General features: G+C 72.0%; 22 protein-coding genes. 10 read left to right on the top strand and 12 right to left on the bottom strand.

The window, feature by feature from the left end; all coding sequences use genetic code 11:
- Positions 1-18: 18 nt before the first annotated feature.
- Both ACFPIH_RS34830 and ACFPIH_RS34825 read right to left on the bottom strand, forming a co-directional pair.
- Positions 19-1,440, bottom strand: coding sequence for a HEAT repeat domain-containing protein (locus ACFPIH_RS34830; protein WP_381181292.1), 1,422 nt, complete (start codon positions 1,438-1,440; stop codon positions 19-21).
- Between the two features lie 336 nt (positions 1,441-1,776).
- Complete coding sequence (locus ACFPIH_RS34825) at positions 1,777-2,169, bottom strand: ankyrin repeat domain-containing protein (protein ID WP_381181293.1); 393 nt, start codon at positions 2,167-2,169, stop codon at positions 1,777-1,779.
- A gap of 262 nt (positions 2,170-2,431) precedes the next feature.
- Between ACFPIH_RS34825 and ACFPIH_RS34820 the strand changes: the two genes are divergently transcribed.
- Together ACFPIH_RS34820 and ACFPIH_RS34815 are read left to right on the top strand one after the other, a co-directional pair.
- Positions 2,432-2,626: a hypothetical protein gene (locus tag ACFPIH_RS34820; protein WP_381181295.1), complete on the top strand. Its 195-nt coding sequence runs from the start codon at positions 2,432-2,434 to the stop codon at positions 2,624-2,626.
- 52 nt (positions 2,627-2,678) lie between these two features.
- On the top strand, positions 2,679-4,271 hold the full coding sequence (locus ACFPIH_RS34815; RefSeq protein WP_381181297.1) for a P-loop NTPase family protein: 1,593 nt from the start codon (positions 2,679-2,681) through the stop codon (positions 4,269-4,271).
- A gap of 38 nt (positions 4,272-4,309) precedes the next feature.
- On the opposite strand, the gene ACFPIH_RS34810 is transcribed toward ACFPIH_RS34815, so the two are convergent.
- Entirely contained in the window at positions 4,310-5,818 is a 1,509-nt protein-coding gene (locus tag ACFPIH_RS34810) for an SCO1417 family PLP biosynthesis transcription factor (RefSeq protein ID WP_381181299.1), read from the bottom strand.
- Positions 5,819-5,852: 34 nt separating this feature from the next.
- Between ACFPIH_RS34810 and yczE the strand changes: the two genes are divergently transcribed.
- The 4 genes from yczE (at position 5,853) to ACFPIH_RS34790 (ending at position 9,375) form a co-directional block, all read left to right on the top strand.
- Positions 5,853-6,572 carry a membrane protein YczE gene (gene yczE / locus ACFPIH_RS34805; protein ID WP_381181301.1) on the top strand — a complete coding sequence of 240 codons (720 nt, stop codon included), beginning with the start codon at positions 5,853-5,855 and terminating at the stop codon, positions 6,570-6,572.
- Complete coding sequence (locus ACFPIH_RS34800; protein WP_381181303.1) at positions 6,569-7,336, top strand: glycerophosphodiester phosphodiesterase family protein; 768 nt, start codon at positions 6,569-6,571, stop codon at positions 7,334-7,336. Before yczE ends, ACFPIH_RS34800 begins: the two co-directional genes overlap by 4 nt.
- 48 nt (positions 7,337-7,384) lie before the next feature.
- Positions 7,385-8,722 (top strand): MFS transporter, encoded by a 1,338-nt coding sequence (locus ACFPIH_RS34795; protein ID WP_381181305.1) that lies wholly within the window; start codon positions 7,385-7,387, stop codon positions 8,720-8,722.
- A 278-nt stretch (positions 8,723-9,000) separates the two neighbouring features.
- On the top strand, positions 9,001-9,375 hold the full coding sequence (locus tag ACFPIH_RS34790) for an RNA polymerase-binding protein RbpA (protein ID WP_020128921.1): 375 nt from the start codon (positions 9,001-9,003) through the stop codon (positions 9,373-9,375).
- Between the two features lie 109 nt (positions 9,376-9,484).
- On the opposite strand, the gene fxsA is transcribed toward ACFPIH_RS34790, so the two are convergent.
- The 4 genes from fxsA to ACFPIH_RS34770 form a co-directional block, all read right to left on the bottom strand.
- Positions 9,485-10,018 (bottom strand): FxsA family membrane protein, encoded by a 534-nt coding sequence (fxsA, locus tag ACFPIH_RS34785; RefSeq protein WP_381181307.1) that lies wholly within the window; start codon positions 10,016-10,018, stop codon positions 9,485-9,487.
- A gap of 46 nt (positions 10,019-10,064) precedes the next feature.
- Positions 10,065-10,988: a polyprenol monophosphomannose synthase gene (locus ACFPIH_RS34780; RefSeq protein ID WP_381181309.1), complete on the bottom strand. Its 924-nt coding sequence runs from the start codon at positions 10,986-10,988 to the stop codon at positions 10,065-10,067.
- A 682-nt stretch (positions 10,989-11,670) separates the two neighbouring features.
- Positions 11,671-13,272 (bottom strand): amidohydrolase, encoded by a 1,602-nt coding sequence (locus tag ACFPIH_RS34775; RefSeq protein WP_381181311.1) that lies wholly within the window; start codon positions 13,270-13,272, stop codon positions 11,671-11,673.
- Positions 13,273-13,341: 69 nt separating this feature from the next.
- Entirely contained in the window at positions 13,342-13,782 is a 441-nt protein-coding gene (locus ACFPIH_RS34770; RefSeq protein ID WP_381181313.1) for an Lrp/AsnC family transcriptional regulator, read from the bottom strand.
- Positions 13,783-14,050: 268 nt separating this feature from the next.
- Between ACFPIH_RS34770 and ACFPIH_RS34765 the strand changes: the two genes are divergently transcribed.
- Positions 14,051-14,497 (top strand): hypothetical protein, encoded by a 447-nt coding sequence (locus ACFPIH_RS34765; protein WP_381181315.1) that lies wholly within the window; start codon positions 14,051-14,053, stop codon positions 14,495-14,497.
- A gap of 10 nt (positions 14,498-14,507) precedes the next feature.
- On the opposite strand, the gene ACFPIH_RS34760 is transcribed toward ACFPIH_RS34765, so the two are convergent.
- Positions 14,508-15,602: a phosphotransferase family protein gene (locus ACFPIH_RS34760; protein ID WP_381181317.1), complete on the bottom strand. Its 1,095-nt coding sequence runs from the start codon at positions 15,600-15,602 to the stop codon at positions 14,508-14,510.
- Positions 15,603-15,606: 4 nt separating this feature from the next.
- On the bottom strand, positions 15,607-16,731 hold the full coding sequence (locus tag ACFPIH_RS34755) for an Rv3169 family protein (protein WP_381181319.1): 1,125 nt from the start codon (positions 16,729-16,731) through the stop codon (positions 15,607-15,609).
- A 152-nt stretch (positions 16,732-16,883) separates the two neighbouring features.
- Between ACFPIH_RS34755 and ACFPIH_RS34750 the strand changes: the two genes are divergently transcribed.
- Positions 16,884-17,138, top strand: a complete 255-nt coding sequence (locus ACFPIH_RS34750; protein ID WP_381181321.1) for a hypothetical protein — start codon at positions 16,884-16,886, stop codon at positions 17,136-17,138.
- 56 nt (positions 17,139-17,194) lie between these two features.
- Positions 17,195-18,406, top strand: a complete 1,212-nt coding sequence (locus ACFPIH_RS34745) for a glycoside hydrolase family 18 protein (RefSeq protein WP_381181323.1) — start codon at positions 17,195-17,197, stop codon at positions 18,404-18,406.
- A 54-nt stretch (positions 18,407-18,460) separates the two neighbouring features.
- Here ACFPIH_RS34745 and ACFPIH_RS34740 read toward each other — a convergent pair whose 3' ends face one another.
- From ACFPIH_RS34740 to ACFPIH_RS34730, 3 genes are all read right to left on the bottom strand, one after another.
- Complete coding sequence (locus ACFPIH_RS34740; protein ID WP_381181325.1) at positions 18,461-19,117, bottom strand: TetR/AcrR family transcriptional regulator; 657 nt, start codon at positions 19,115-19,117, stop codon at positions 18,461-18,463.
- Positions 19,118-19,210: 93 nt separating this feature from the next.
- Entirely contained in the window at positions 19,211-19,351 is a 141-nt protein-coding gene (locus ACFPIH_RS34735; protein WP_381181327.1) for an SCO1431 family membrane protein, read from the bottom strand.
- An 82-nt stretch (positions 19,352-19,433) separates the two neighbouring features.
- Complete coding sequence (locus ACFPIH_RS34730) at positions 19,434-20,792, bottom strand: peptidase C39 family protein (protein ID WP_381181329.1); 1,359 nt, start codon at positions 20,790-20,792, stop codon at positions 19,434-19,436.
- A gap of 104 nt (positions 20,793-20,896) precedes the next feature.
- On the opposite strand from ACFPIH_RS34730, the gene ACFPIH_RS34725 reads away from it, so the two are divergent.
- Entirely contained in the window at positions 20,897-21,541 is a 645-nt protein-coding gene (locus tag ACFPIH_RS34725; protein ID WP_381181502.1) for a uridine kinase family protein, read from the top strand.
- Positions 21,542-21,574: the final 33 nt, after the last annotated feature.

The raw sequence follows: 21,574 nt of genomic DNA, 5'->3' as shown, positions 1-21,574 counted from the left end.
GCGCCACGGGTCCGGCGGTCACATGGCGGACGCCGGGTCCGGTCCGATCCGGCTTCTTACGGCCGTCTGGACCTCCGCCTCCTCGGCGGGGTCGGCGGCGAGCCGGCGCAGGCGCTCGACGACCCGGGCGTCACCGGTCTCGGCGTGCCGGGCGGCGATCTCGCGGGTGGACTCCTCGCAGTCCCACAGGCACTCGACGGCGAAGCCGGTGGCGAAGGAGGGGTCGGTGGCGGCGAGCGCGCGGGCGCAGCGCCCGCGTAGATGGGAGGAGCCCGTCTCGCGGTAGATATGGCGCAGCACGGGGGCCGCGCAGACGATGCCGAGCCGCCCGGTGCCGTCGACGAGCGTCCACAGGGTCGGCGCGTCGGGGCCCTCACCGCGTACGGCCTCGCGCAGGGCACCGAGGACGAGGTCGCTGTCCCGGGTGCCGCCCCGGCAGGCGAGCATGCGGCCGGCGGCGGCGCCGAGGGCGTCGGGCCGGTGGGCCCAGCCGCGGGCCCGGTCGACGGCTGCGAGACTGCGCATGCGTTCGAAGGCGTCCACGGCGGCCTCCACGACGGCCGTGGAGCCGGTGACGACGGCCCGCTCGATCAGGGCGAGGGCGTCGGGGTCGTTGCAGTCGGCGAGATAGCGCAGGGCGGTGCTCCTGGCTCCGTCGGTGCCGTCCTCGGCGGCTCGCACGATCTCCGGGCGGTCCTCGGGCCCGGCGACGGCGATCAGACATCGGGCGGCCGGGACATGGAGGGCGGCGCCGCGTTCGAGGCCCTGCTGGGCCCATTCGAACACGGCTCGTACGCTCCAGCCGGGGCGTGGTCCGCCCGGGCTCATCTGCCGTTGCCAGCGGTCGAAGCAGCCGGCTTCCTGGGCGGCACGCACACGCGTGGAGACGTATTCGCGGGGATCCTCGGCCCACAGCCGCCAGGGCCGTGGCTCGAAAGCGTCGCGTACGGCGGCGGCCAGTTCGGCCTCGCCCTCGGCGTCGGTGGCGAACCGCGCGAGCACCGGCAGGGCGAGGGCGCGCAGGCCGGCGTCGTCGTCGCGCAGGGCGAGCTCGTCCAGGGCCCAGGCCCAGCTGGTACCCGAGGCGGCGTACCTGCGCAGCAGTTCCAGGGCGTCCCGCCTGCCGTAGGAGGCGAGATGGCCGAGGACGGCCAGGGCGAGGCCCGTGCGTGACTCCTCGGTGTCGAAGGCGTCCTCGACGTCGAAGAGGTGTGCCTCGATCTCGTCGAGGTCGCCGCCCAGGTCGAGGTAGAGCCGGGCGTAGTAAAGGGAGCGGTTCTCCACCTGCCAGTCGTGGCGGGGATCGCGCAGCACACAGTGGTTCAGGGCCGCGAGCGCCTCGGCGCGCGGGGCGGTGAGCGCGTGCAGCGTGCCGTCGCCGCGACCCCTCTGGAGCAGGCCGAGCAGCGTACCGCTGGGCGCTATGACCGGATCGAACATGGGAAACAGCCTCACATCAAGCGTCGACGCAACCGGGGACGTGTACTACCTGGCCGCGTGACAACACGTCGGGGCGCCCGCCGTTTCCTGCTTGCTGTAGACCATCTTCCTCTGCCTCTCGTCGGTGGCCCATGCGGACCGCGTCACGGCCCGCGCGGTGCGGCAACACCTGCCCAGCCATCACGTCCGTGAATCACGTCGTCATGATGACCCGGCGCTTCTGCCTGCCGCGACCGAAATTTCCGGCGGCCCCGTACCGCCTCCCCCGTAGTTGTTGACTTAACTGGTCAAGAACTTCGTATTACCTGCTCAGGAAGTGTTCATTACCCGGCCCGCTCAGTGCGCGCCGAACAGCTCCAGGAGTTCGGTCCTGGCGAACATCCGGGCCGTGTCGACGGCCGAGGGGGTGCCCGCGGACGGGTCCGCGCCCGCCTCCAGGAGCACCTTGATCACGTCCGTCTCCCCCTTGAAGGCGGCCCCGGCGAGCGGGGTCTGGCCCCGGTCGTTGATCCGGCCGGCCTCGGCCCCGCGGGCGAGCAGCGCCCGGACCGCGTCGGCGTGGCCGTGGTAGGCGGCGAGCATCACCAGGGAGTCGCCGCGGTCGTTCGTGAGGTCGGCGGGAACGCCCGCGTCCACGTACGACACGAGTTCCTCGGTCCGCCCCTGCCGGGCCAGATCGAAGATCCTGGTCGCCAGCTCCACGACCTCGGGGTCGGGGGCTTCACTCATCGGCCGGACCGCCTCTCGCTACAACCGTTCAGGTGAATCGTCAGCGTACTGGCTCGTCGCGCACATGGCCGGTCCTCGCTGAGGCAAAGATCACGCACGGACCCGTCCGACGCAATTCGCCAGCTCAGGCGGCTCACCAGACTTTCCGCCAGATAGGGGAAATTCTATGAAATTCACCCAGTTGCACCTTTAATAGTATGGATACATCCTGTGATCCTGGAAGTACTCATGGTGACTGTCCCCACGAACCAGGAGATCCCCAATGATCTTTTCCATCTCAGGCGTCATCCTGCTCGGCGTCATCGTCTTCCTGTTCTTCCGCAAGGACGGGCTCAAGCCGTCGCACCTCGTCGTCTCGACGCTCTTCGGCTTCTACATGGCCAGCACGGCCATCGCGCCGAGCATCAAGGCCGGCGGCGAGAGCCTGGCGAGCCTCCTGGGCGGCATCAAGTTCTGACGCCGCCCACCCCGCCGTCCGTCCCTTCCGTACGCACTTCCAGGAGACTGCAGTGGCCCGGCGCCCCCTCCCCCGCATCCTGAGCACAGGCAGCGCGCAGATCGCCCGGAGCCGGGAGCTGGCCCGGACGGCGACGGACAGCGCCACCGACGTCCTCCAACCCCTGATCACGATCACCCGCGGACTGCGCCGGCTGGCCTCGGCCGGGCGGCGCAGGTGGGCCGAGACCCCCAAGGACAGACGCGGGCCGCTGCTGTTCCTGGTGGCCTCGGTGATCCTGGTCGTGACACTCATGCCGTACGGCCCGCTGCTCGCCGTCATCACCCTGATGGCGGCGGCGGCCTGGCAGGGCCGGGACCGCACCCCACCGGCTCCCGAAGGCCCCGACGAGTCGCAGACCCAGCGACTCCAGTCGCTGTACGAGGCCCTGGTCCCGTACTTCTCGACGGCGGAGGACCCTTCTCCCCTCTACGCCCACGGCGGCGACTGGGAGGAGGCGTTCCCCGCCTACGAGTTCGACGGCTCGGGCCGGATCAGCCACCTCCTGATCCGGTACCCGGCCTACTTCCCGGACGGCGAGGCCGAACCGCGCGCGCGGATCGAGCAGTTGCTCACGGCCAAGTCGGGCCGCGGCCGTGAGTACCTCCTCACCTGGGACGAGGAGGGCAACGAACTCACGGTCGCCGTCCTCGCCCCGCTGCCCACCGACATCTGCGCCCAGCGGTTCGTCACCGCGCCCGGCGAGACGGTCCTGGGCTTCACCGACCCGTCCCTCGTCCAGCGCACCCTTCCCCTCGGCTACGGGGAGGAGCAGCGGGACGTCCCGCCGGTGGTCTGGCGCACCGGCTTCCGCTCCACCGAGCCGCATCTGCTGGTCACCGGCCAGCCGGGCAGCGGCACCTCCACCCTCCTGCGCTCCATCGCCCTCCAGGCCCTGCAGTACGGCGACGTACTGATCGTCGAGGGCGGCGGCACCGGCGAGTACGCGTGTCTCACCGGCCGGGACGGCGTCCTGGGCGTCGAGGTCGGGCTGGCCGGGGCGCTGGGCGCGCTGGAGTGGGCCGCGCAGGAGACGGAGCGTCGTCTCATCGCCGCCAACGGCGCCCGGCAGACGGGCCGGACGCCGCCGGACGACACCAGGCGCCCGCTGTGGATCCTCCTCGACCGTCCCTCCGCCTTCACCCACCTGGCGGAGGCGGACGGCCACAAGGACCCCCAGTCCCTGCTCCAGGTCCCCCTGCGGCACGGCCGCGCGGCCTCGGTGACGGTGGTCGTCGCCGAGCAGCTCGACAGCCTGGACGTCCTGAGTGACGTCGTACAGCAGCACACACGCGCGCGTGTCGTACTCGGGCGGGCGTCCGCGGGACAGCTCACCGCGGTCCTGGGCGTTCGTCCGCACACCACTCCCGTCGACCACGTCCCGGCCGGGCGCGGCTACGCGCGGCTCGGCGCCGGACCGGTGCACCGCGTCCAGGTGCCGGCGACCCCCGATCCGTACGACGACGCGACGAGCGACGTACACCGGCAGGCGGTGCTGGACCTGCTGCCGCCGCGGACCGCTCCGGTGCGCATGGAGAAGGTGGACGCCGAGATGACGGAGTCGCTCCCGGTGCCGGTGCCGGTGGAGGCGGCCGTGGCCGAATAGCAGCCGAGGGGGCGGGGCCCCGAAGGCCCCGCCCACCGCTATGCCACGAACGTCCGCGGCCCCTCGCCGCCCGCCGTCCCGCCGCTCTCCACGATCCGGGCCGCGGCAGCCAGCCGCACCGCGGCCTCCTCCGCCACCGCGCCGCCGACGGTGAACGGCAGCCGCACATACCCCTCGAAGGCGCCGTCGACCCCGAACCGGGGCCCGGACGGCACCCGCACCCCGACCCGCTCCCCGGCCTCGGCGAGCCGCGAACCGGACAGGCCCCCGGTGCGCACCCACAGCGTCAGCCCGCCCTTCGGCACGGCGAACTCCCACTCGGGCAGCTCCCGGCGCACCGCCGCCACCAGCGCGTCCCGGTTCTCCCGGGCCTGGGCGCGCCGCAGGCCGACGGCCCGCTCCCAACCGCCCGTGCCGAACAGCCAGTTCACGGCGAGCTGTTCCAGCACCGGAGTGCCCAGGTCGGCGTAGGCGCGGGCGGCGACCAGGCTGCGGATGACGTCCGGAGCCGCCCGCACCCAGCCGATCCGCATGCCCGCCCAGAAGGCCTTGCTCGCCGAACCGACCGTGATCACCGTCGACCCGGCGGGGTCGAACCCGCACACGGGCCGCGGCTTCACCACATGTTCGTCGAGGTCCTCCAGCCACAGCTCGGTCATCGTCTCGTCGGCCACCAGCACGGTCCCCGCCGACCGGGCCGCTTCCACCAGTTGCCGCCGCTGGTCCTCGTCGGCCAGCGCGCCGGTCGGGTTGTGGAAGTCCGCGACGACGTACGCGATCCGCGGCGCGGCCTCCCGCAGCACCTGCCGCCAGCGGTCCAGGTCCCAGCCGGCGAGCCCCTCGGCCATCGCCACCGGCACCAGCCGCGCACCCGCCTCCCGCATCAGCTGGAGGATGTTGGCGTAGGAGGGCGATTCCACGGCGATGCGCTCGCCGCGACCGCCGAAGAGATGACAGATCGCGTCGATCGCGCCCATCGCGCCGGTCGTCACCATGATCTGCTCGGGCATCGTCGGGATCCCGCGCGCCGTGTAGCGGTCGGCGATCATCGCGCGCAGCGCGGGCAGCCCCGCCGGGTAGTCGCCATGCGTGTGGGCGTAGGGCGGCAGATCCTCCAGGGCACCCTGCACGGCACGGGTGAGCCAGGGCTCGGGGGCCGGAAGGGCGGCGCAGCCCAGGTCGATCATCGAGCCGAGCGCCTCGGGCGGCAGGGGTTCGAGGCCCCGCGCGGGAAGCGGGTTGCCCGCCGGAACGGCCGTCCAGCTGCCGGCTCCGCGCCGGGACTCCAGGAATCCCTCCGCGCGCAGCGCCTCGTAGGCGGTGGCGACGGTCGTACGGCTCACGGAGAGGGCGAGGGCCAGTTCGCGTTCGGCGGGCAGCCGGGCGGCGACCGGGACGCGGCCCTCCAGCACCAGCAGCCGGACGCCGTCGGCGAGCGCGCGATAGGCGGGCGGGCGGCGCGTCCCCGGGCCCGCCGGGCGGTCCTGCTGGGACTTGAGCAGCCGCGCGAGCTGTGCGGCCCCCACCGCAGAGGTCCACTGCGCCATGATTACCAGTCCACCTTCCCCGAATTGGCCATGGATGGCGATTCCTTCCAAGCCACAGAGTGACACGGGTCAGGCCACTACGACCACTGAGGAGCACCTCTTGCCGACCGGGGAACATCTCACACGCAGGCTGGGGCGGCTCTACGCCGGACTCGTCCTCTACGGCGCCAGTTCGGCGCTGCTCGTCGAGGCGGGGCTGGGCCTGGAGCCCTGGAACGTGCTCCACCAGGGGCTGGCGGAGCTCACCGGTCTGACGATCGGCGTGGTCTCGATCGTGGTCGGCGCGGCGGTGCTGCTGCTGTGGATCCCGCTGCGCCAGCGGCCCGGCCTCGGCACGGTCTCCAACGTCTTCGTCGTCGGCCTCGCGATGGACGGCACCCTCGCGCTGCTTCCCGAGGCGCACTCGCTCGCCGTGCGCGTTCCCCTCCTGCTGGCCGGGGTCGTGCTCAACGGCATGGCCACCGGTCTGTACATCGCCGCCGCCTTCGGTCCGGGGCCGCGGGACGGGCTGATGACCGGGCTGCACCGGCGCACCGGCCGCTCGATCCGGCTGACCCGTACGGCGATCGAGGCGGCGGTCGTGGTGACCGGCTTCGCCCTCGGCGGCACGATCGGCGTCGGCACTCTGCTGTACGCGGTGTCGATCGGCCCGCTCGCTCAGCTCTTCCTCAGGATGTTCGCCGTCCCCAAGGCATCCGGCGGCAGTACGGTCGTTGCCACCGGGACACCGGGTGGGGTGATACTGCGTCGGTGAGCACCCTCATACGCCACCCCTACCTCGACCATCCGGGGCCGATCCCGTTCGCGCACCGCGGCGGGGCCGCGGACGGCTTGGAGAACACCGTGGCGCAGTTCCGGCGCGCGGTCGACCTGGGCTACCGGTACATGGAGACCGATGTGCACGCCACCCGGGACGGCAGGCTCGCCGCCTTCCACGACTCGACGCTGGACCGGGTCACCGACGGCGCCGGCCGCATCGCCGATCTGCCCTGGGCGGACGTGGCGCACGCGCGCGTGGGCGGCAAGGAGCCGGTGCCGCTCTTCGAGGAACTCCTGGAGACCTTCCCCGAGGCGCGCTGGAACGTGGACATCAAGGCCGAGCCCGCCCTGCACCCGCTGCTCAAGCTCATCGCGCGCACGAACACCTGGGACCGGATCTGTGTCGGCTCGTTCTCCGAGGCCCGCGTGGTGCGCGCCCAGCGGCTGGCCGGGCCGCGCCTGGCGACGTCGTACGGCACCCGGGGTGTGCTGAACCTGCGGCTGCGGTCCTGGGGGGTGCCCGCGGCGCTGCGCGCGTCGGCGGTGGCGGCACAGGTGCCGGAGGCCCAGTCGGGCATCCAGGTGGTGGACCGGCGCTTCATCCGGACCGCCCACGCGCGCGGGCTGCAGGTGCACGTGTGGACGATCAATGATGCCGACCGTATGCACCGGCTCCTGGACCTGGGAGTCGATGGCATCATGACCGATCACATCGACACGTTGCGCGAGGTCATGGAGGACCGGGGCGTCTGGGTCTGACGGCCCCTGCCGCCGTGCGCGGCATCCTGGGCGGGGAAGCGAGGGCGGGTGGGCGACGACACCCTGGTGGCTGATGACGCCACGGACCTGAAGCGCGAGCAGCGCGGCTGGTACTTCTACGACTGGGCGTGCTCCGTCTACTCGACGAGCGTGCTGACCGTGTTCCTGGGCCCGTACCTGACCTCGGTCGCCAAGGAGGCCGCGGACGCCGACGGGTACGTCCATCCCCTGGGCATCCCGGTGCGCGCGGGCTCCTTCTTCGCGTACTCGGTGTCCCTGTCGGTGATCGTGGCCGTCGTGGTGATGCCCCTGGTGGGCGCCGCCGCCGACCGCGCGGGCCGCAAGAAGCCTCTGCTGGGGGCCGCCGCCTACACCGGTGCCGCGGCCACGACCGGCATGTTCTTCCTCGGCGGCGACCGCTATCTGCTCGGCGGCGCGCTGCTGATCGTGGCGAACGCGGCGCAGTCGGTCTCGATGATGCTCTACAACTCCTATCTGCCGCAGATCGCCCCGCCCGAGGAGCGCGACGCGGTCTCCTCGCGCGGCTGGGCCTTCGGGTACGCGGCGGGCTCCCTGGTCCTGGTCGTGAACCTGGTCCTCTATCTCTCCCACGACTCCTTCGGTGTCTCGGAGTCGACGGCCGTGCGGATCTGCCTGGCGTCGGCGGGCCTGTGGTGGGGCGGCTTCACACTGATCCCGCTGCTGCGGCTGCGCGACCGGCCGGCCGTCGTACGGGAGCCGACGGCCCCGGGGCTGCGGCAGCTGGCGGCGACCGTCCGCGACATGCGCCGCCATCCGCTCACGCTCGGCTTCCTGCTGGCGTACCTCATCTACAACGACGGCATCCAGACCGTGATCTCCCAGGCGTCGGTCTACGGCTCCGAGGAACTGGGACTGAGCCAGTCCACGCTGATCGTCGCGGTCCTGCTGGTGCAGGTGCTGGCCGTCGCGGGCGCCCTGGGGATGGGGCGGCTGGCCCGGACGTACGGTGCGAAGCGCACGATCCTCGGCTCCCTGGTCGCCTGGACACTCACCCTGGGGGCCGGATACTTCCTGCCGTCCGGGGCGCCGGTGGGCTTCTTCCTGCTGGCGTCGGCGATCGGGCTGGTCCTCGGCGGCAGCCAGGCGCTGTCCCGGTCGCTGTTCTCCCATCTCGTCCCGCCCGGCAAGGAGGCCGAGTACTTCTCCGCCTACGAGATGAGCGACCGCGGGATGAGCTGGCTGGGTCCGCTGTTGTTCGGGGTGACCTACCAGCTGACCGGGAGCTATCGGAGCGCGATCATCTCCCTGGTGGCCTTCTTCGTCATCGGGTTCGTGCTGCTCGCGCGGGTTCCGGTGCGGCGGGCGATCGGCGAGGCCGGGAATCCCGTACCCGAGAAGATTTAGCGCTGGGGGCGGAAGAGCGGTAGTGTACGCGTTTGGCCTGCCAGGCGTACCGTTACTGCGCGTCAAAGATGCCGAAACGCTGGGTGACATCCCCTAACGGATGTGACAAACCGGGCGCCGGTGGGTACTGCACTGGTTGACAAGGCTGCGGCTACGACGGCGACGCATGACCCGGAACAAGACTCGGAACGGGAATCTTTACCGCCGACCGGACGTTGACCGGATGACGACGACAGCGACACCTGTCCTGTGGGCGACAAGCCCGGGAGGCACGATTCATGAGTGAGCGAGCTCTTCGCGGCACGCGCCTCGTGGTGACCAGCTACGAGACGGACCGCGGCATCGACCTGGCCCCGCGCCAGGCCGTGGAGTACGCATGCGAGAAGGGGCATCGCTTCGAGATGCCCTTCTCGGTGGAGGCGGAGATCCCGCCGGAGTGGGAGTGCAAGGTCTGCGGAGCCCCTGCACTCCTCGTGGACGGCGACGGCCCTGAGGAGAAGAAGGCCAAGCCCGCACGTACGCATTGGGACATGCTGATGGAGCGGCGGACCCGTGAGGAACTCGAAGAGGTCCTCGAGGAACGGCTGGCCGTTCTGCGGTCCGGGGCGATGAACCTTGCGGTACATCCCCGCGACAGCCGCAAGTCCGCGTAGCGGGAAGGCCGCAACAACCGCACGCGAATGACCGCGGGCGCCGTACGTATCTCACGTACGGCGCCCGCGGTCTTTGTGCGATGCGACGAGATTTACCCGGCGACGAGAGTTACTGGTCGTCCCGGATGACCTCGCCCGGCACCACCTTGCCGTCCGGGCGGTGGATACGGGCCTGCTGGAAGGCGTCACCCAGGGAGCCCGGGGTGGCCCCGGTGGCCGCGGCGAGGAACTTGCGCTCGGCGTAGGCGCTGACGGCCTTCTGGACCGGCGGGAGGAGCAGCAGCAGGCCCGCCGCGTCGGAGACCAGGCCCGGGATCATCAGGAGCAGACCGCCGAGCATCATCAGGCCGTTGCCGCCGCCGCTGGTGGGGGCGGTGCCGCGCTGGAGCGCCTCGTTGAGGTTGCGGAAGGCGCGGCGGCCCGCCCGCTTGATCACCACCGAGCCGAGGACGAAACCGGCGACCAGGAGCAGGAGGACCACGAACCCGTTGGTCGCGCCGGAGACCAGCGTCAGCAGCCAGATCTCCAGCACCAGCCACGCGGCGAGCCCCAGCGGCAGGAACGTCCGCAGCCGGGAGCGCTTGGGCCGGGTGGGGGCGGAGCCGGAGGCGGGGTACGTCGGGATCGGTGCGCCAGTCGTCATGCTTCCAGTGTGCCCGGACCCGGCTCAGAGCGGGATAAGGGGACGATCAGCCGTCGCTGTGGGACTTCGCGGGCGACTGCGCCGGCTCGTCCGCGGAACGGTTCTGCGCCGGCACCGCGTCGGGTCGGCCCTGCGCCCCGGCGTCCTCGGAACCCTGCTGCGCGCGGGGCGGTTCCGGCTGGTCACCGGCGCGACCCGTGATCTTGTTGACCCGCTCCCCCACGCCCCACGCCGTGACCCGCCACAGCGCCTCGACGAGGATGTCGCGGCTCATCTTGGAGTCGCCGTGTTCGCGCTCGACGAACGTGATGGGCACCTCGACGACATGGAAGCCGGCCTTCACGGCGCGGCGGGCGAGGTCGACCTGGAAGCAGTAGCCCTGGGAGGCGACCTCGTCGAGGCCGAGGCCCTCCAGGGTCTCGCGGCGGAAGGCGCGGTAACCGCCGGTGATGTCGCGCAGGGGCAGATCGAGGGCGAGGCGGGAGTAGAGGCTGCCGCCCCGGGAGATGACCTCGCGGGACTTGGGCCAGTTCACCACCCGGCCGCCCGGCACCCAGCGGGAGCCCAGCACCAGGTCGGCGCCCTTGAGGGCGGTGAGCAGCCGGGGCAGTTCCTCGGGCTGGTGGGAGCCGTCGGCGTCCATCTCGATCAGGACGCCGTAGCCGTTCTCCAGGCCCCAGTGGAAGCCCGCGAGGTAGGCGGCGCCGAGGCCTTCCTTGCCCTTGCGGTGCAGGACCTGGACCTGGTCGTCGCCGACCGCCAGCTCGTCGGCGAGCTTGCCGGTGCCGTCGGGGCTGTTGTCGTCGGCCACGAGGACATGCGCCTCGGGGACGGCCTCGCGTACCCGGCCGACGATGGCCTTGATGTTCTCGGCCTCGTTGTAGGTCGGAATGATCACCAGGGCGGTGCCGAGGGGGCCGAACTTCCTTCCCCGGTCCTGTGCCGCGAGGGTCCCGTCGCCGTCGTTCACTGCTGCCCCTTCGTGTCCGTACGCACGGCACCACCATAGTGGTCACCGCCTGCGATGACGTGACAGGACGTTCATCCGGCGGTGTCGAACCCACAAGAGCGGGGTAAGAATCCGCTTTTGGGCTCGCACCGGGTCACGTACCCGCCGGTGGGCGCGTCGAAGCCTGCTGCGGATCGGGGCCCGGCGCTCTTCGGGCCGACCTGGGGCCCGCTGGCTGCGGGTCGACCGAAAGCCGTTGTCTACTGAGCGCCCGGGCCCCACCCGGGTCACACCTCCCCGGCCGGACGGAACGTTCCCTCCCCACGACGCAGCCGCTGAGCCTGGCTGCCAGCGACGGTGCCCCGGGTGCGGCACACCGTCCCTGACCCAGCGGCGCCACGGCGAGTGTGCGGACGTTCTGCGGCGGGGCGTCCGGTGGTGGACCCGGCCGAACCTACCGGCCCCCGGCCATCAGCTGTCAACAGGGGTGTGACCTGCGGCTTTCTCGCCAATGCCCTGGTCAGCGCGGCAGCCGTTGCCCGGGATGCCGCGCCGTGCGGACGGGTGATCTTCCCCTGTTCCTCCCCCGATCCGCCCCGGAACCGTCCCGGATCCGCCCCTGATCCGCGGCCGTCCTGCCCCTGATCCGCCCCGGAATTACCCCCGGGGTTGCCCTTGACGGACCCGGCACCGTCTCCGCGGGTCAGGCGCCCGCCCGTGCGTACACCGTGCGGCCGCCGACCACCGTGCGCAGGCACACCGGGAGGTCGGTGCCGGGGGTCAGGTCGGGCAGGCCGGGGGTGCCGGAGCGGGGGTCGGTGGACCAGCGGGCGACTCGGTCGTCGGGGGCCTGCACGACCAGTGCGTCGGTGTGCCAGACCGCGTAGTCGGCGGGTGCGCCCGGGACCAGGACGCCCGCGTCGTCGCGGCCGATCGCCCGCCAGCCGCCGCGCGTGTGGGCGGTGAAGGCGGCGCGGACGGAGACGCGGTGCTCGGGGGTGCGGTGGAAGGCGGCGGCGCGGACCGTGCCCCACGGGTCGAGCGGGGTTACCGGGCTGTCGGAGCCGAGGGCGAGCGGGACACCGGCCCGCAGCAGGGCCGCGAAGGGGTTCAGGGTGCGGGCCCGCCCGGCGCCGAGCCGCTGGGCGTACATGCCGTCCTCGCCGCCCCACAGCGCGTCGAAGGCGGGCTGCACGGAGGCGGTCAGACCGAGTTCGGCGAAGGCGGCGATCGTCTCCGGGGTGAGCATCTCGGCGTGTTCGACGCGGTGCCGGGCGGCGCGCACGCGCCCGAGGCCGACCTTCTCTGCGGCGGCGCGCACGCCCTCGACGACGGCGGTCACGGCGGCGTCGCCGATGGCGTGGAAGCCCGCCTGCATCCCGGCCTCGGTACAGGCCGTCACATGCGCGGCGACGTCGGCGGCGGTGAGGTAGGCGGTGCCGGTGTGGGCCGCGTCGGCGTAGGGGGCGTGCAGACAGGCGGTGTGGGAGCCGAGGGCGCCGTCCATGAACAGGTCGCCGGCGGCGCCGAGCGCGCCCAGTTCCCGGGCCTTCGTGACGTCCTGCTCGGCCCAGTAGCCGACGACACGCGGGCCGGGTTCCTCGGCGGCCAGCCTCAGCAGGCCGGTGAAGTCGTCCTCGGAGGAGATCTCGGGGCCCGCGCACTCGTGGACGGAGCCGATGCCGAGGGAGGCGGCGTGCGCGAGGGCGGTCCGCTGGGCCTCGGTGCGCTGGGCGGGCGTCACGGCTGCGAACGCGGCGGCGCGGACGGCGTGGTGGGCGTCGGCGGTGAGCGGGCCGTCGGGCGCGCCGAGTCCGGGGGTCAGCTCCAGCAGGGCGGTGGTGACGACCGCCGAGTGCACGTCGATCCGGGACAGGTAGAGGGGGCGGCCTCCGGTGGCCGCGTCGAGTTCGGCGCGCGTCGGAGGACGGCCACCGGGCCAGCGGGAGGCGTCCCAGCCGTGCCCGAGGAGCACCTTGGCCTGCGGGCGGGCGGTTGCGAAGTCCCGTACGAGGTCGAGCGCCGCGGCCAGGGAGGGGGCGGTGGACAGGTCGAGGCCGGTCAGGGCGAGGCCGGTGGAGGTCGTGTGGACGTGGGCGTCGCTGAACGCCGGGGTGACGAGGGCGCCGTCGAGGTCGACGGTCTCGTCGACGCCGTCCGCGAACGCGTCGGCCGCGCCCTCCGAGCCGACCCAGGCGACCTGGCCGCGCTCCACGACCATCGCGGTCGCGAAGGGGTCGGCGGGGCTGTGGACCTCTCCGCGGCGGAGCAGGACGGTCTTCGGCTCGGGGGCGCGCTCACTCATGGGGAACAGTCTCGCGCCTCGCCGGGGCGGCCCGGCACACGGGCCCCTCGGATCCGGTCCGGATCCGGTTCAGATCCGGGGCGGCCGGGCCTCGTACGGCGTGGACAGGACGACCGTCGTCCGGGTCGACACGCCCGCGAGCGCCCGTAGCCGGCTGAGCAGTTCCTCCAGTTCGTGCGGGGTCGCCACGCGCACCTTGAGGATGTAGTTCTCGTCGCCGGCGACGCTGTGGCAGGCCTCGATCTCCGGTACGTCGGCCAGCCGGTCGGCGATGTCGTCGGGGGCGCTCGGGTCGAACGGTTTCACCGAGATGAAGGCGGTCATGGGCAGCCCGACCGCCCCGGGGTCGACGACGGCCGCGTAGCCGCGGATGACGCCGCGCTGTTCCAGCCGACGCACCCGCTGGTGCACGGCCGACGTGGACAGGCCCGTGGCCTTGCCCAGGTCGGTGTAACTCATCCGCCCGTCCTTGACGAGCAGCTGCACGATGTGGCGGTCCAGCTCCTCCATGGCGCAAGAACCTACAGTGCGTCTGATCTCCGCGTATACCGCCGCCGCCCAGGTCATACCCGGTTTGTGATGTGGGTGGGAGCTTCCTGTGCGCCGCCTGAGCGGTCCGGCCGCCACGCGGGGCACCTGCGATTGGCATGTGACGAAGGCCACAGCCCTTGTGGCGGCTTCGTGATGTCCTCGTGATTACCGCCGAGACGGGTTGGGAAGTGCTTGCTGTGGTCGAGGCCGCAGTGCCTTCACGGCCCAGCCCGAGGGGGAGAATCCCATGCAGAGTCTCAAGCGACCTGGTCGCACCGCGCCCAAGCGCCTTCACTCCGTCAGCGAACCCGAGCCGGAGGGCGTCGAACCCGACGAGTCCGACGAGTTCGGCACCGACGAGTTCGACGCGTACGACACTCTCGAGATGTACCGGGTGATCTGCCCGGACTGCGCGCAGCCCATCGCGCTCCTGGCGGACGAGGAGATCCTGCCGGAGCACGCGCTGTGCGCCTCGCCGTGGAACCCGTTCGGCCTCACGGTCTGTGCCGGTACGGGCCGTACGGCGGACGAGGCACGGCCCGCGGACCAGTCCGCGGAGCCCCAGCAGCAGGACACCGCGCTGCTGTTGACGCTCCCTCAGGGGCTCGACTGGCGGATGCAGCCCTTCTCGCACGTCGGCGGCCCGGCCTCGCGCCCGATGCGTGTGCCGTCGATGCGCCGGCACGCCGCCTGAGCGTCCGCGCTCAATCCCAGTAGCTGCCCTGCACCATGGCGCGCAGACTGCCGTGGTGCAGGATCAGTGTGTCCGGGTCCGCCGGCAGGGCCACTTCGCCGAAGTAGGCCTGGCGGTAGGCGATCCGCAGCATGACGACGGCGTGCCGCAGTGCCGCGTACAGGGTGTGGAACTCCATGTTCCGCGGGGTGTGCCCGGTGAGTTCGGCGTATCTCGCCTCCACCCGGTCGCGGCGCAGGAAGCCGGGCAGTCCACGCTGTCCGGAGGCCACCGTCAGGTCGTGGAAGAAGCGGTGCAGATAGATCGTCCAGCCGAGGTCCACCTCGCGCGGAGCGAGCGCCGCCATCTCCCAGTCGAGTACGGCGGCGGGTTCGATGCCGTCGTAGACGACGTTGCCGATGCGGGCGTCGCCCCAGTTGAGGACGGGTGCGCCCGGGTCGTCCGGCCACAGCTCCGCCAGCCGGTCGAAGGCGGCCTCGATCAGCGGCGAGGGGGCGAGTCCGGCCACCACCCAGTCGTAGTAGGCGCGTTGGGCCGCGACGTGACGGTGCAGGGCGTCCCCTTCGCCGGGTGACGCGAGGAACTCAGCCTCGTGCGCGGGCACTTGGTCATGCAGCCGGGCCAGCAGCCCGATCGTCGCGGCCTCCAGGTGCTCCCGCTCCTCGTCGCTCGCCGAGTGCAGCCAGTTATCCGCGTAGGTGTAGGGCATCACGTCGGGCGGGACCCGCCCCTCGACGCGCTCCATGACGAAGAAGGGTGCGCCGAGCGGGCCGGGATCCTCCTCCAGCCAGATCGCCCTCGGCACCGGGAGGTCCGTGCGCTGCGCGACCAGACGCATGGTGCGGTACTGCCGGGCCATGTCGTAGACGGGGAACACGGTGTACGCGGCCGGGTCCGCCGCCAGCCTCAACGCGCAGGCGCGGAAGGGCGCTTCGGCGTGCTCGATGTCGAAGAGGAGGGTCTCGCTGGACAGGCCGTTGGAGGCGGGGACGGTCACGCCGGTGGCTCTGGCGCCGGGCAGCCGGATGCGGAGCCAGTCGGTCAGCCGGCGGGCCAGCTGCTGTGGGTCCCGGGTGGTGGTGCGGGGCCGGGGTGCGCCGGACATCTCCTCAACTCCCTTGCGGTGCTGCGGAGTCGAAGCCGGTGAAGCCGCTCGGGTCATGGCGTCCGAACGAGCCGTGCTCGAAGATGCCGTAGCCGGTCTGGCCGTCGAGACGGAAGCGGGCGGCGTGGTCCGTCACCCCGTAGGCGGCCCGGGGGTGAGGGTCCGTCAGGTCGTAGGTACGGCGGTCGGTCCAGCCGGGGCCCTGCCAGGTTCCGTGCTGCCAGTCGTCGGCGGGCGGGTAGCCGGCGCCGATGGCGAGCGGGGAGGAGGTGAGGATCTCCGCCTCCAGCTCCAGGGGTTTGCGGTTGTCACCGAGGTGGATCAGGGCGCGCTCGGGGTGGCGGGTGCCGGGCCGGTAGCCGATCTCGGCCTGGGGCCAGCCGAGTTGGCGGTCACGGCGGCCCGGGCGTACCAGGGTGGCCTCGTTCAGGGAGCGGTGGCCGTCGGCGTCCTCCTGGGTGATGACCATCAGGAAGCGGTCCTCGAAGCGGACCGGGCACCAGATCCAGTGGAAGCCCTCCGTCTGATGGTCCTGCGCGAGCCGTCCGCCCTCCTCGCCGGGCACCGGGCGCACGCCCCAGCTGCGGTCCCGGGTCCCGGTCCAGGCGCCCGCCGTCAGCCGGATCTCCCGGCCGCCCGCCCGCAGCCGTCCCACGCACCGCCCGGCCTGGACGAACCGTCTGCCCTCCAGCGTGAGCCGCTCGCCGCGCCGCTGCTGGTGGTGCGGCTCCCACAGGGCCGGGAAGTCCGCGCACCAGTGGATCTCGTACGACAGCCCGTCCGGGTCGCCCGGATCCGGGGCGCAGCTCAGCACGAAGTCCCGCAGCGGGCGCTCGACGCCGATGCGCAGTGGGCCGACCTCCAGGCGCATCCGGTCCTCGCCGAGGGCGTCGGAGGCGCGGACGGCGTACAGGCGATCGCCGAGGCGGAGGGTGGCGTAGGCGTCGATCACGCCGAGGTTGGGGTAGACGCCGAGGCCGGCGATGAGCAGCGCGCGGCCCTCGTGGTCGAAGACGTGGAAGATGCAGCGGTCGTAGGCGTTGCGGTCCCCGGTCGCGACGTGCTTCATCGACAGGGGCACCTGGTGGACGGGGTACTCGTCGAGCGGCACGGGGCGGTCGTCGACCACGGGCACACCTCCCTGGACGCAAGGGATTTGACGGTACGTCAGGAGAGCTTCGGCGGCCAGACGCACAATCGGCCGAACCCGGGGCGGGGGTGCCGAACGCACACTCGCCCGCGGGAGCCGTGACCTGTTCTCGCGGTTCGCGTTGCCCTGGTATGGCCCCCACCTACGCACCCGTGCGCGGACAGCGCCGCCGGCTCTTCGTCCCGGTCTCCGCAGAACCGGTTCCGCCGACCCCACCGCCCCCGCCGGACCCGCCCATCTACCGCGCCCTGCTGCACGCCTGGGCCGAGCGGGGACGCACCCTGCCCGGGCGGCACGACCCGGAGTGGGCGCGCCTCACGGCTCCGCGCCCCAAGCTGCTCGACGGAGAGAGCGGACTCGTCGATTGGTCCGAACCATTGACCTGAGTGGTCTAGTCCACCTAGATTTTCGCTTCCCCTGGTTCCCCGCGAGGAGACACCCGATGCACATACCCCTGCGCCCACTGCTCTCGGCCGGCTGTTGTGCCGCCCTCGGCGCCGCCCTGCTCGCCGGCGCGGGCACCGCCGACGCCAAGGAACCGGCCCGTGCGGCCGGTTCCAAGGTGGTGGGCTACTTCACCGACTGGGGCATCTACGGCCGCCAGTACTACGTCAAGAACATCGAGACGTCCGGCTCCGCCGACAAGCTCACCCACATCAACTACGCCTTCGGCAACGTCACCGACGGCAAGTGCGCCCTCGGCGACTCCTGGGCGGACACCGACCGGCCGTTCACCGCCGAGGAGTCCGTGGACGGCGTCGCCGACACCGCGGACCAGCCGCTCAGCGGCAACTTCAACCAGCTGCTCAAGCTGAAGAAGCTGCACCCGAACCTCAAGGTCATCTGGTCCTTCGGCGGCTGGAGCTGGTCGGGCGGCTTCGGAGAGGCGGCCAAGGACCCGGCGGCCTTCGCCAAGTCCTGCTACGACCTGGTCGAGAACTCCAAGTGGGCTGGCGTCTTCGACGGCATCGACATCGACTGGGAGTACCCGAACGCCTGCGGTCTCACCTGCGACACCAGCGGCCGCGAGGCGTTCCGGGACGTCATGAAGGCCCTGCGCGCCAAGTTCGGCAAGCGCGATCTGGTCACGGCGGCGATCACGGCGGACGCCACCGACGGCGGCAAGATCGACGCGGCGGACTACGCGGGCGCGGCACGGTACGTCGACTGGTACAACCCGATGACGTACGACTACTTCGGCACCTGGGCCGCCACCGGCCCCACGGCGCCGCACTCGGCGCTGCACTCCTACCCGGGCATTCCGGAGCAGGGCTACGACACCGCCACCACGATCGCCAAGCTCAAGAGCCTGGGCATTCCCTCCAAGAAGCTGCTGCTCGGCATCGGTTTCTACGGGCGCGGCTGGACCGGCGTCACCCAGGCCAAGCCGGGCGGCACGGCGACCGGGCCGGCGGCGGGGACGTACGAGGCGGGCAACGAGGACTACAAGGTGCTCAAGACGAAGTGCCCGGCGACCGGCACGGTCGGCGGCACCGCCTACGCCAAGTGCGGCAACGACTGGTGGAGCTACGACACTCCGAAGACCGTCAAGGGGAAGATGAAGTACAAGGACGCCCAGCGCCTGGGTGGGACGTTCTTCTGGGAGCTGAGCGGCGACACGGCGGACGGCGAGCTGATCCACGCGATCAACTGACCGCGTCCGCATGGCGCTTGGGGCGGCGGGCGCAGGCCTCCGCCCCTTGCTCCGTCAGTCCCTGCGGGCCGGCTCCGGGGCCGGGAAGGCCCGGTCGATCTCCGCGATGGCGCGCAGGGTGCCGCCCAGGGTCTTCACCAGCAGGTCGCACATGGTGGCGCGGGAGAGTTCGGGCCGGTCGATCCAGTCCAGGGTGGCACCCTCGACGCTGCACACCCACGACAGCAGGCCCATCCGGGGAAGCGGCGGGATGTCGCTGCGGCCGTACGCGCCCTCGGCGATGGTCGCGACGATCGCCGCGCGCACCCCGTCCCGGACGGCGTGCACCTCGGTGTCGAAGCCGACGCCGCCGCTGACGATCGTGCGGTAGGCGGCCTGGTTGTGCTCGGCGTAGCGCAGATAGCCGTCGATGGTGCGCTGTACCCGGTCGACCTGGGGCAGTTCGAGACCGCTGGCGGCGAAGGAGACCAGGTCGGCGACGGAGTCCTGGACGATGGCCAGGTAGTAGCCGCGCTTGGACTGGAAGTAGTAGTAGATCAGCCCCTTGGCGACATGCGCCTGCCGGGCGATGTCGTCCATCGAGAGCGCGTCGTAGGACGTGTCGGCGAACAACCTGCGCCCGATGGTGATGAGTTCGGCGCGACGGGCCAGGGACCGCTCGGTCCCCCGCGCCCGGGGACGGGCGGCGTCACGCTGGTGGCTGATGTTCAATGCGACCCTGGTCTCCAACGGTCGGGCGGACGGCGTCAGTATGTCAGGTCGAACGGTGGGTCACGTCACATCGGCCACAGCTCAAAACAGAGGTCAGACCAGCCCCAGCCGGGTCACCAGCATCGCGACGACCACGACCAGGACCCAGCCCACGAGATGCTCGGCGATCTTCGGTCCATGGTCCCGGGGGCCGCCGGTGCGGACGCGGGCGGCGGTGGCGGTGTGTGCGGTCATGGCGTCTCTCTGAGGTCGGGCGAGGGCCGTCAGGTTCTGTCCACCTTGCCACTGATCAGGGCTTTTGCCGCCGAGACCTTGCTCACACGGCCACGCCCACCGCCGTGAGCGCGACGCGCTGAAGGGCGTTCGGACGCGCCGGGAAGTAGAGGTAACAGACGCCTCCCGTGCCGGAGACGACCTTGCCGCTCGCGTTGTACCGCTTGCTCCTGAGCCAGACGTTCTCGAACTCCGGCCGCCGGTACACGCGCCGCACCCCCGCGTCGTCCGCCGAGTACGGGTCGTTGGCGATCACATCGCCGTCCGCCGTGAAGCCGATCACGGTCATCAGGTGCCCGGCGGTGCCGTATCCCGCGCCGGTGAGCTCCTCCTTCAGAAAGGACTGGGAGGTCATGGCGGGAATGCCGGCCCCGATCAGGATCTCCAGGTCGGTGAGGGAGCAGAGCCGGGTGACCACGCCCTGCAGGTCGGGGAAGGTCGCGGCGTAGGCGGCGTTGAACGGCCAGTTGCCGCAGCCGCCGTACTGGTAGTCGTAGGTGTGACGGGCCGCGTGGCACACCTGCGGGTCGGCGTAGGACGGGTCGACCCACGTCAGCTGTGCGGCGGTCAGCCGGCCGCCCCAGTACTCGATGATCATCTGCGAGGAGGTGGGGCTGCACCAGGCCTCGCCGCCGTTGTCGTACTCCGGGTACTGACCCTTGTGGATCTCCTGCGAGTAGCGCGGGACGGCCAGTTCCCGGGCGACGCCGGGCACCGAGGCGGGCACGGTGAAGCGGTCCGGGACGTCGGAGCCCATCGCGCCCAGCCGCCACACGGTCGGCGTGAGCGTGGTGCCGGGCCTGCGGTGGAGGGTGAGCCGCAGCCGGTACGACGCGAGCCGCAGGCCGGTCGGGGCGTCGTCGATCGCGAGCGTGTCCGTCCAGACCGTGCTCCTGCCGTCGGTCTGGCCGTCGACGGAGGTCCGTCTGATGTCCTGGTCGCCGGAGGCCCAGCGGCCCATCACATACCAGGGGGTGTCGGTGCCGTCGGAGTACGTGCCCCGCAGCTCGGCCTGCAGCCAGGTGCCGGCCGGGGTGCTCGCGTTCCAGGAGACGATCGCCTCTGTCGCGGGCACGGCGAGCCGGTGCACGGGGGACGTCCAGGTCGCGTACTCCCAGGCCGCCGTGGCCCCGGTGTGCGGGTCGGTGTGGTCGACAGTGCCGAGCGGGGTACCGACGGCCAGGCCGGGACGGGTGCCCGCCACGGCACGGGTGCCGGCGGCCGTTCCGGCGCTCCAGTCGGCGTAAGTGATCCAGGAGCGGTGGTCGACGGGACGGGTGGGAGCGGCTGCGGCGCGCCGCTCTTCCTCGTCGGCGGCCTCCGCGGCACCGGGCGTGCCGGCGGCCACGGCGACCGCCGCGGCGAGGACCGTTCTGCGGGACGGCTGATCTGCCCTGCTCATGAGCTTGAAGACCCCCGGATGTCCGTTGCTCGGCTGTTCGCCCACTATGGACGCAGGTACCCCCGCCTGCCAGCACCTCCGCCCGGAGGGCCCACCGTGTCGCACTGGCGCGCCCGGCCCTCCCCACCTCCACCCCAGGACCCGCCATCCATCAGCTCGCCGCCCGGCTCCGCCGGCTCCCCCCGTCCTGCGGCCCGGTCCGTCTGATCGGTGTCGACGGACATGCCGGGTCCGGGAAGTCCACGTTCGCGGGCCGGCTGGCCGAGGCGCTCGACGGCGCCCCCGTGCTCCACCTGGACGACATCGCCAGCCACGAGGAACTGTTCGACTGGACCGGACGGCTGCTGACACAGGTGATCGCCCCCTTCCGGGACGGCCGGACCGCGCACTGCGCGGCCTACGACTGGCACTCCCGCCGCTTCGCCCCGCCCCGCCCGCTGCCCGCGGCCCCCGTCGTACTGATCGAGGGCGTCGGGGCGGGCCGCCGGGCCCTGCGGCCGTATCTCGCGTGTCTGCTGTGGCTGGACGTGCCGCGCGAGGAGGCCTGGGCGCGCGGCCGGGCGCGGGACGGGGAGGAGCAGCGGGAGTTCTGGGACGGCTGGGTGCGGGCGGAATCCCGCCACTTTGCTCAGGACCCGTCAAAACCGTACGCCGCTTTGCTGGTACGGCAGTTGGCGATGGGATACGAGGTGAAAGCGGGGCCCGCGGGAGGTCATCGCCCCGACCCGGATGTCACCCACGGTGAGTGACCACCCGCGTTGTGGTGAACCCGTGAAGGGCCC

This window comes from Streptomyces vulcanius (assembly GCF_042653945.1).
Lineage (GTDB): Bacteria > Actinomycetota > Actinomycetes > Streptomycetales > Streptomycetaceae > Streptomyces > Streptomyces mangrovi.
This window is presented reverse-complemented; position numbering and strand designations above follow the sequence as displayed.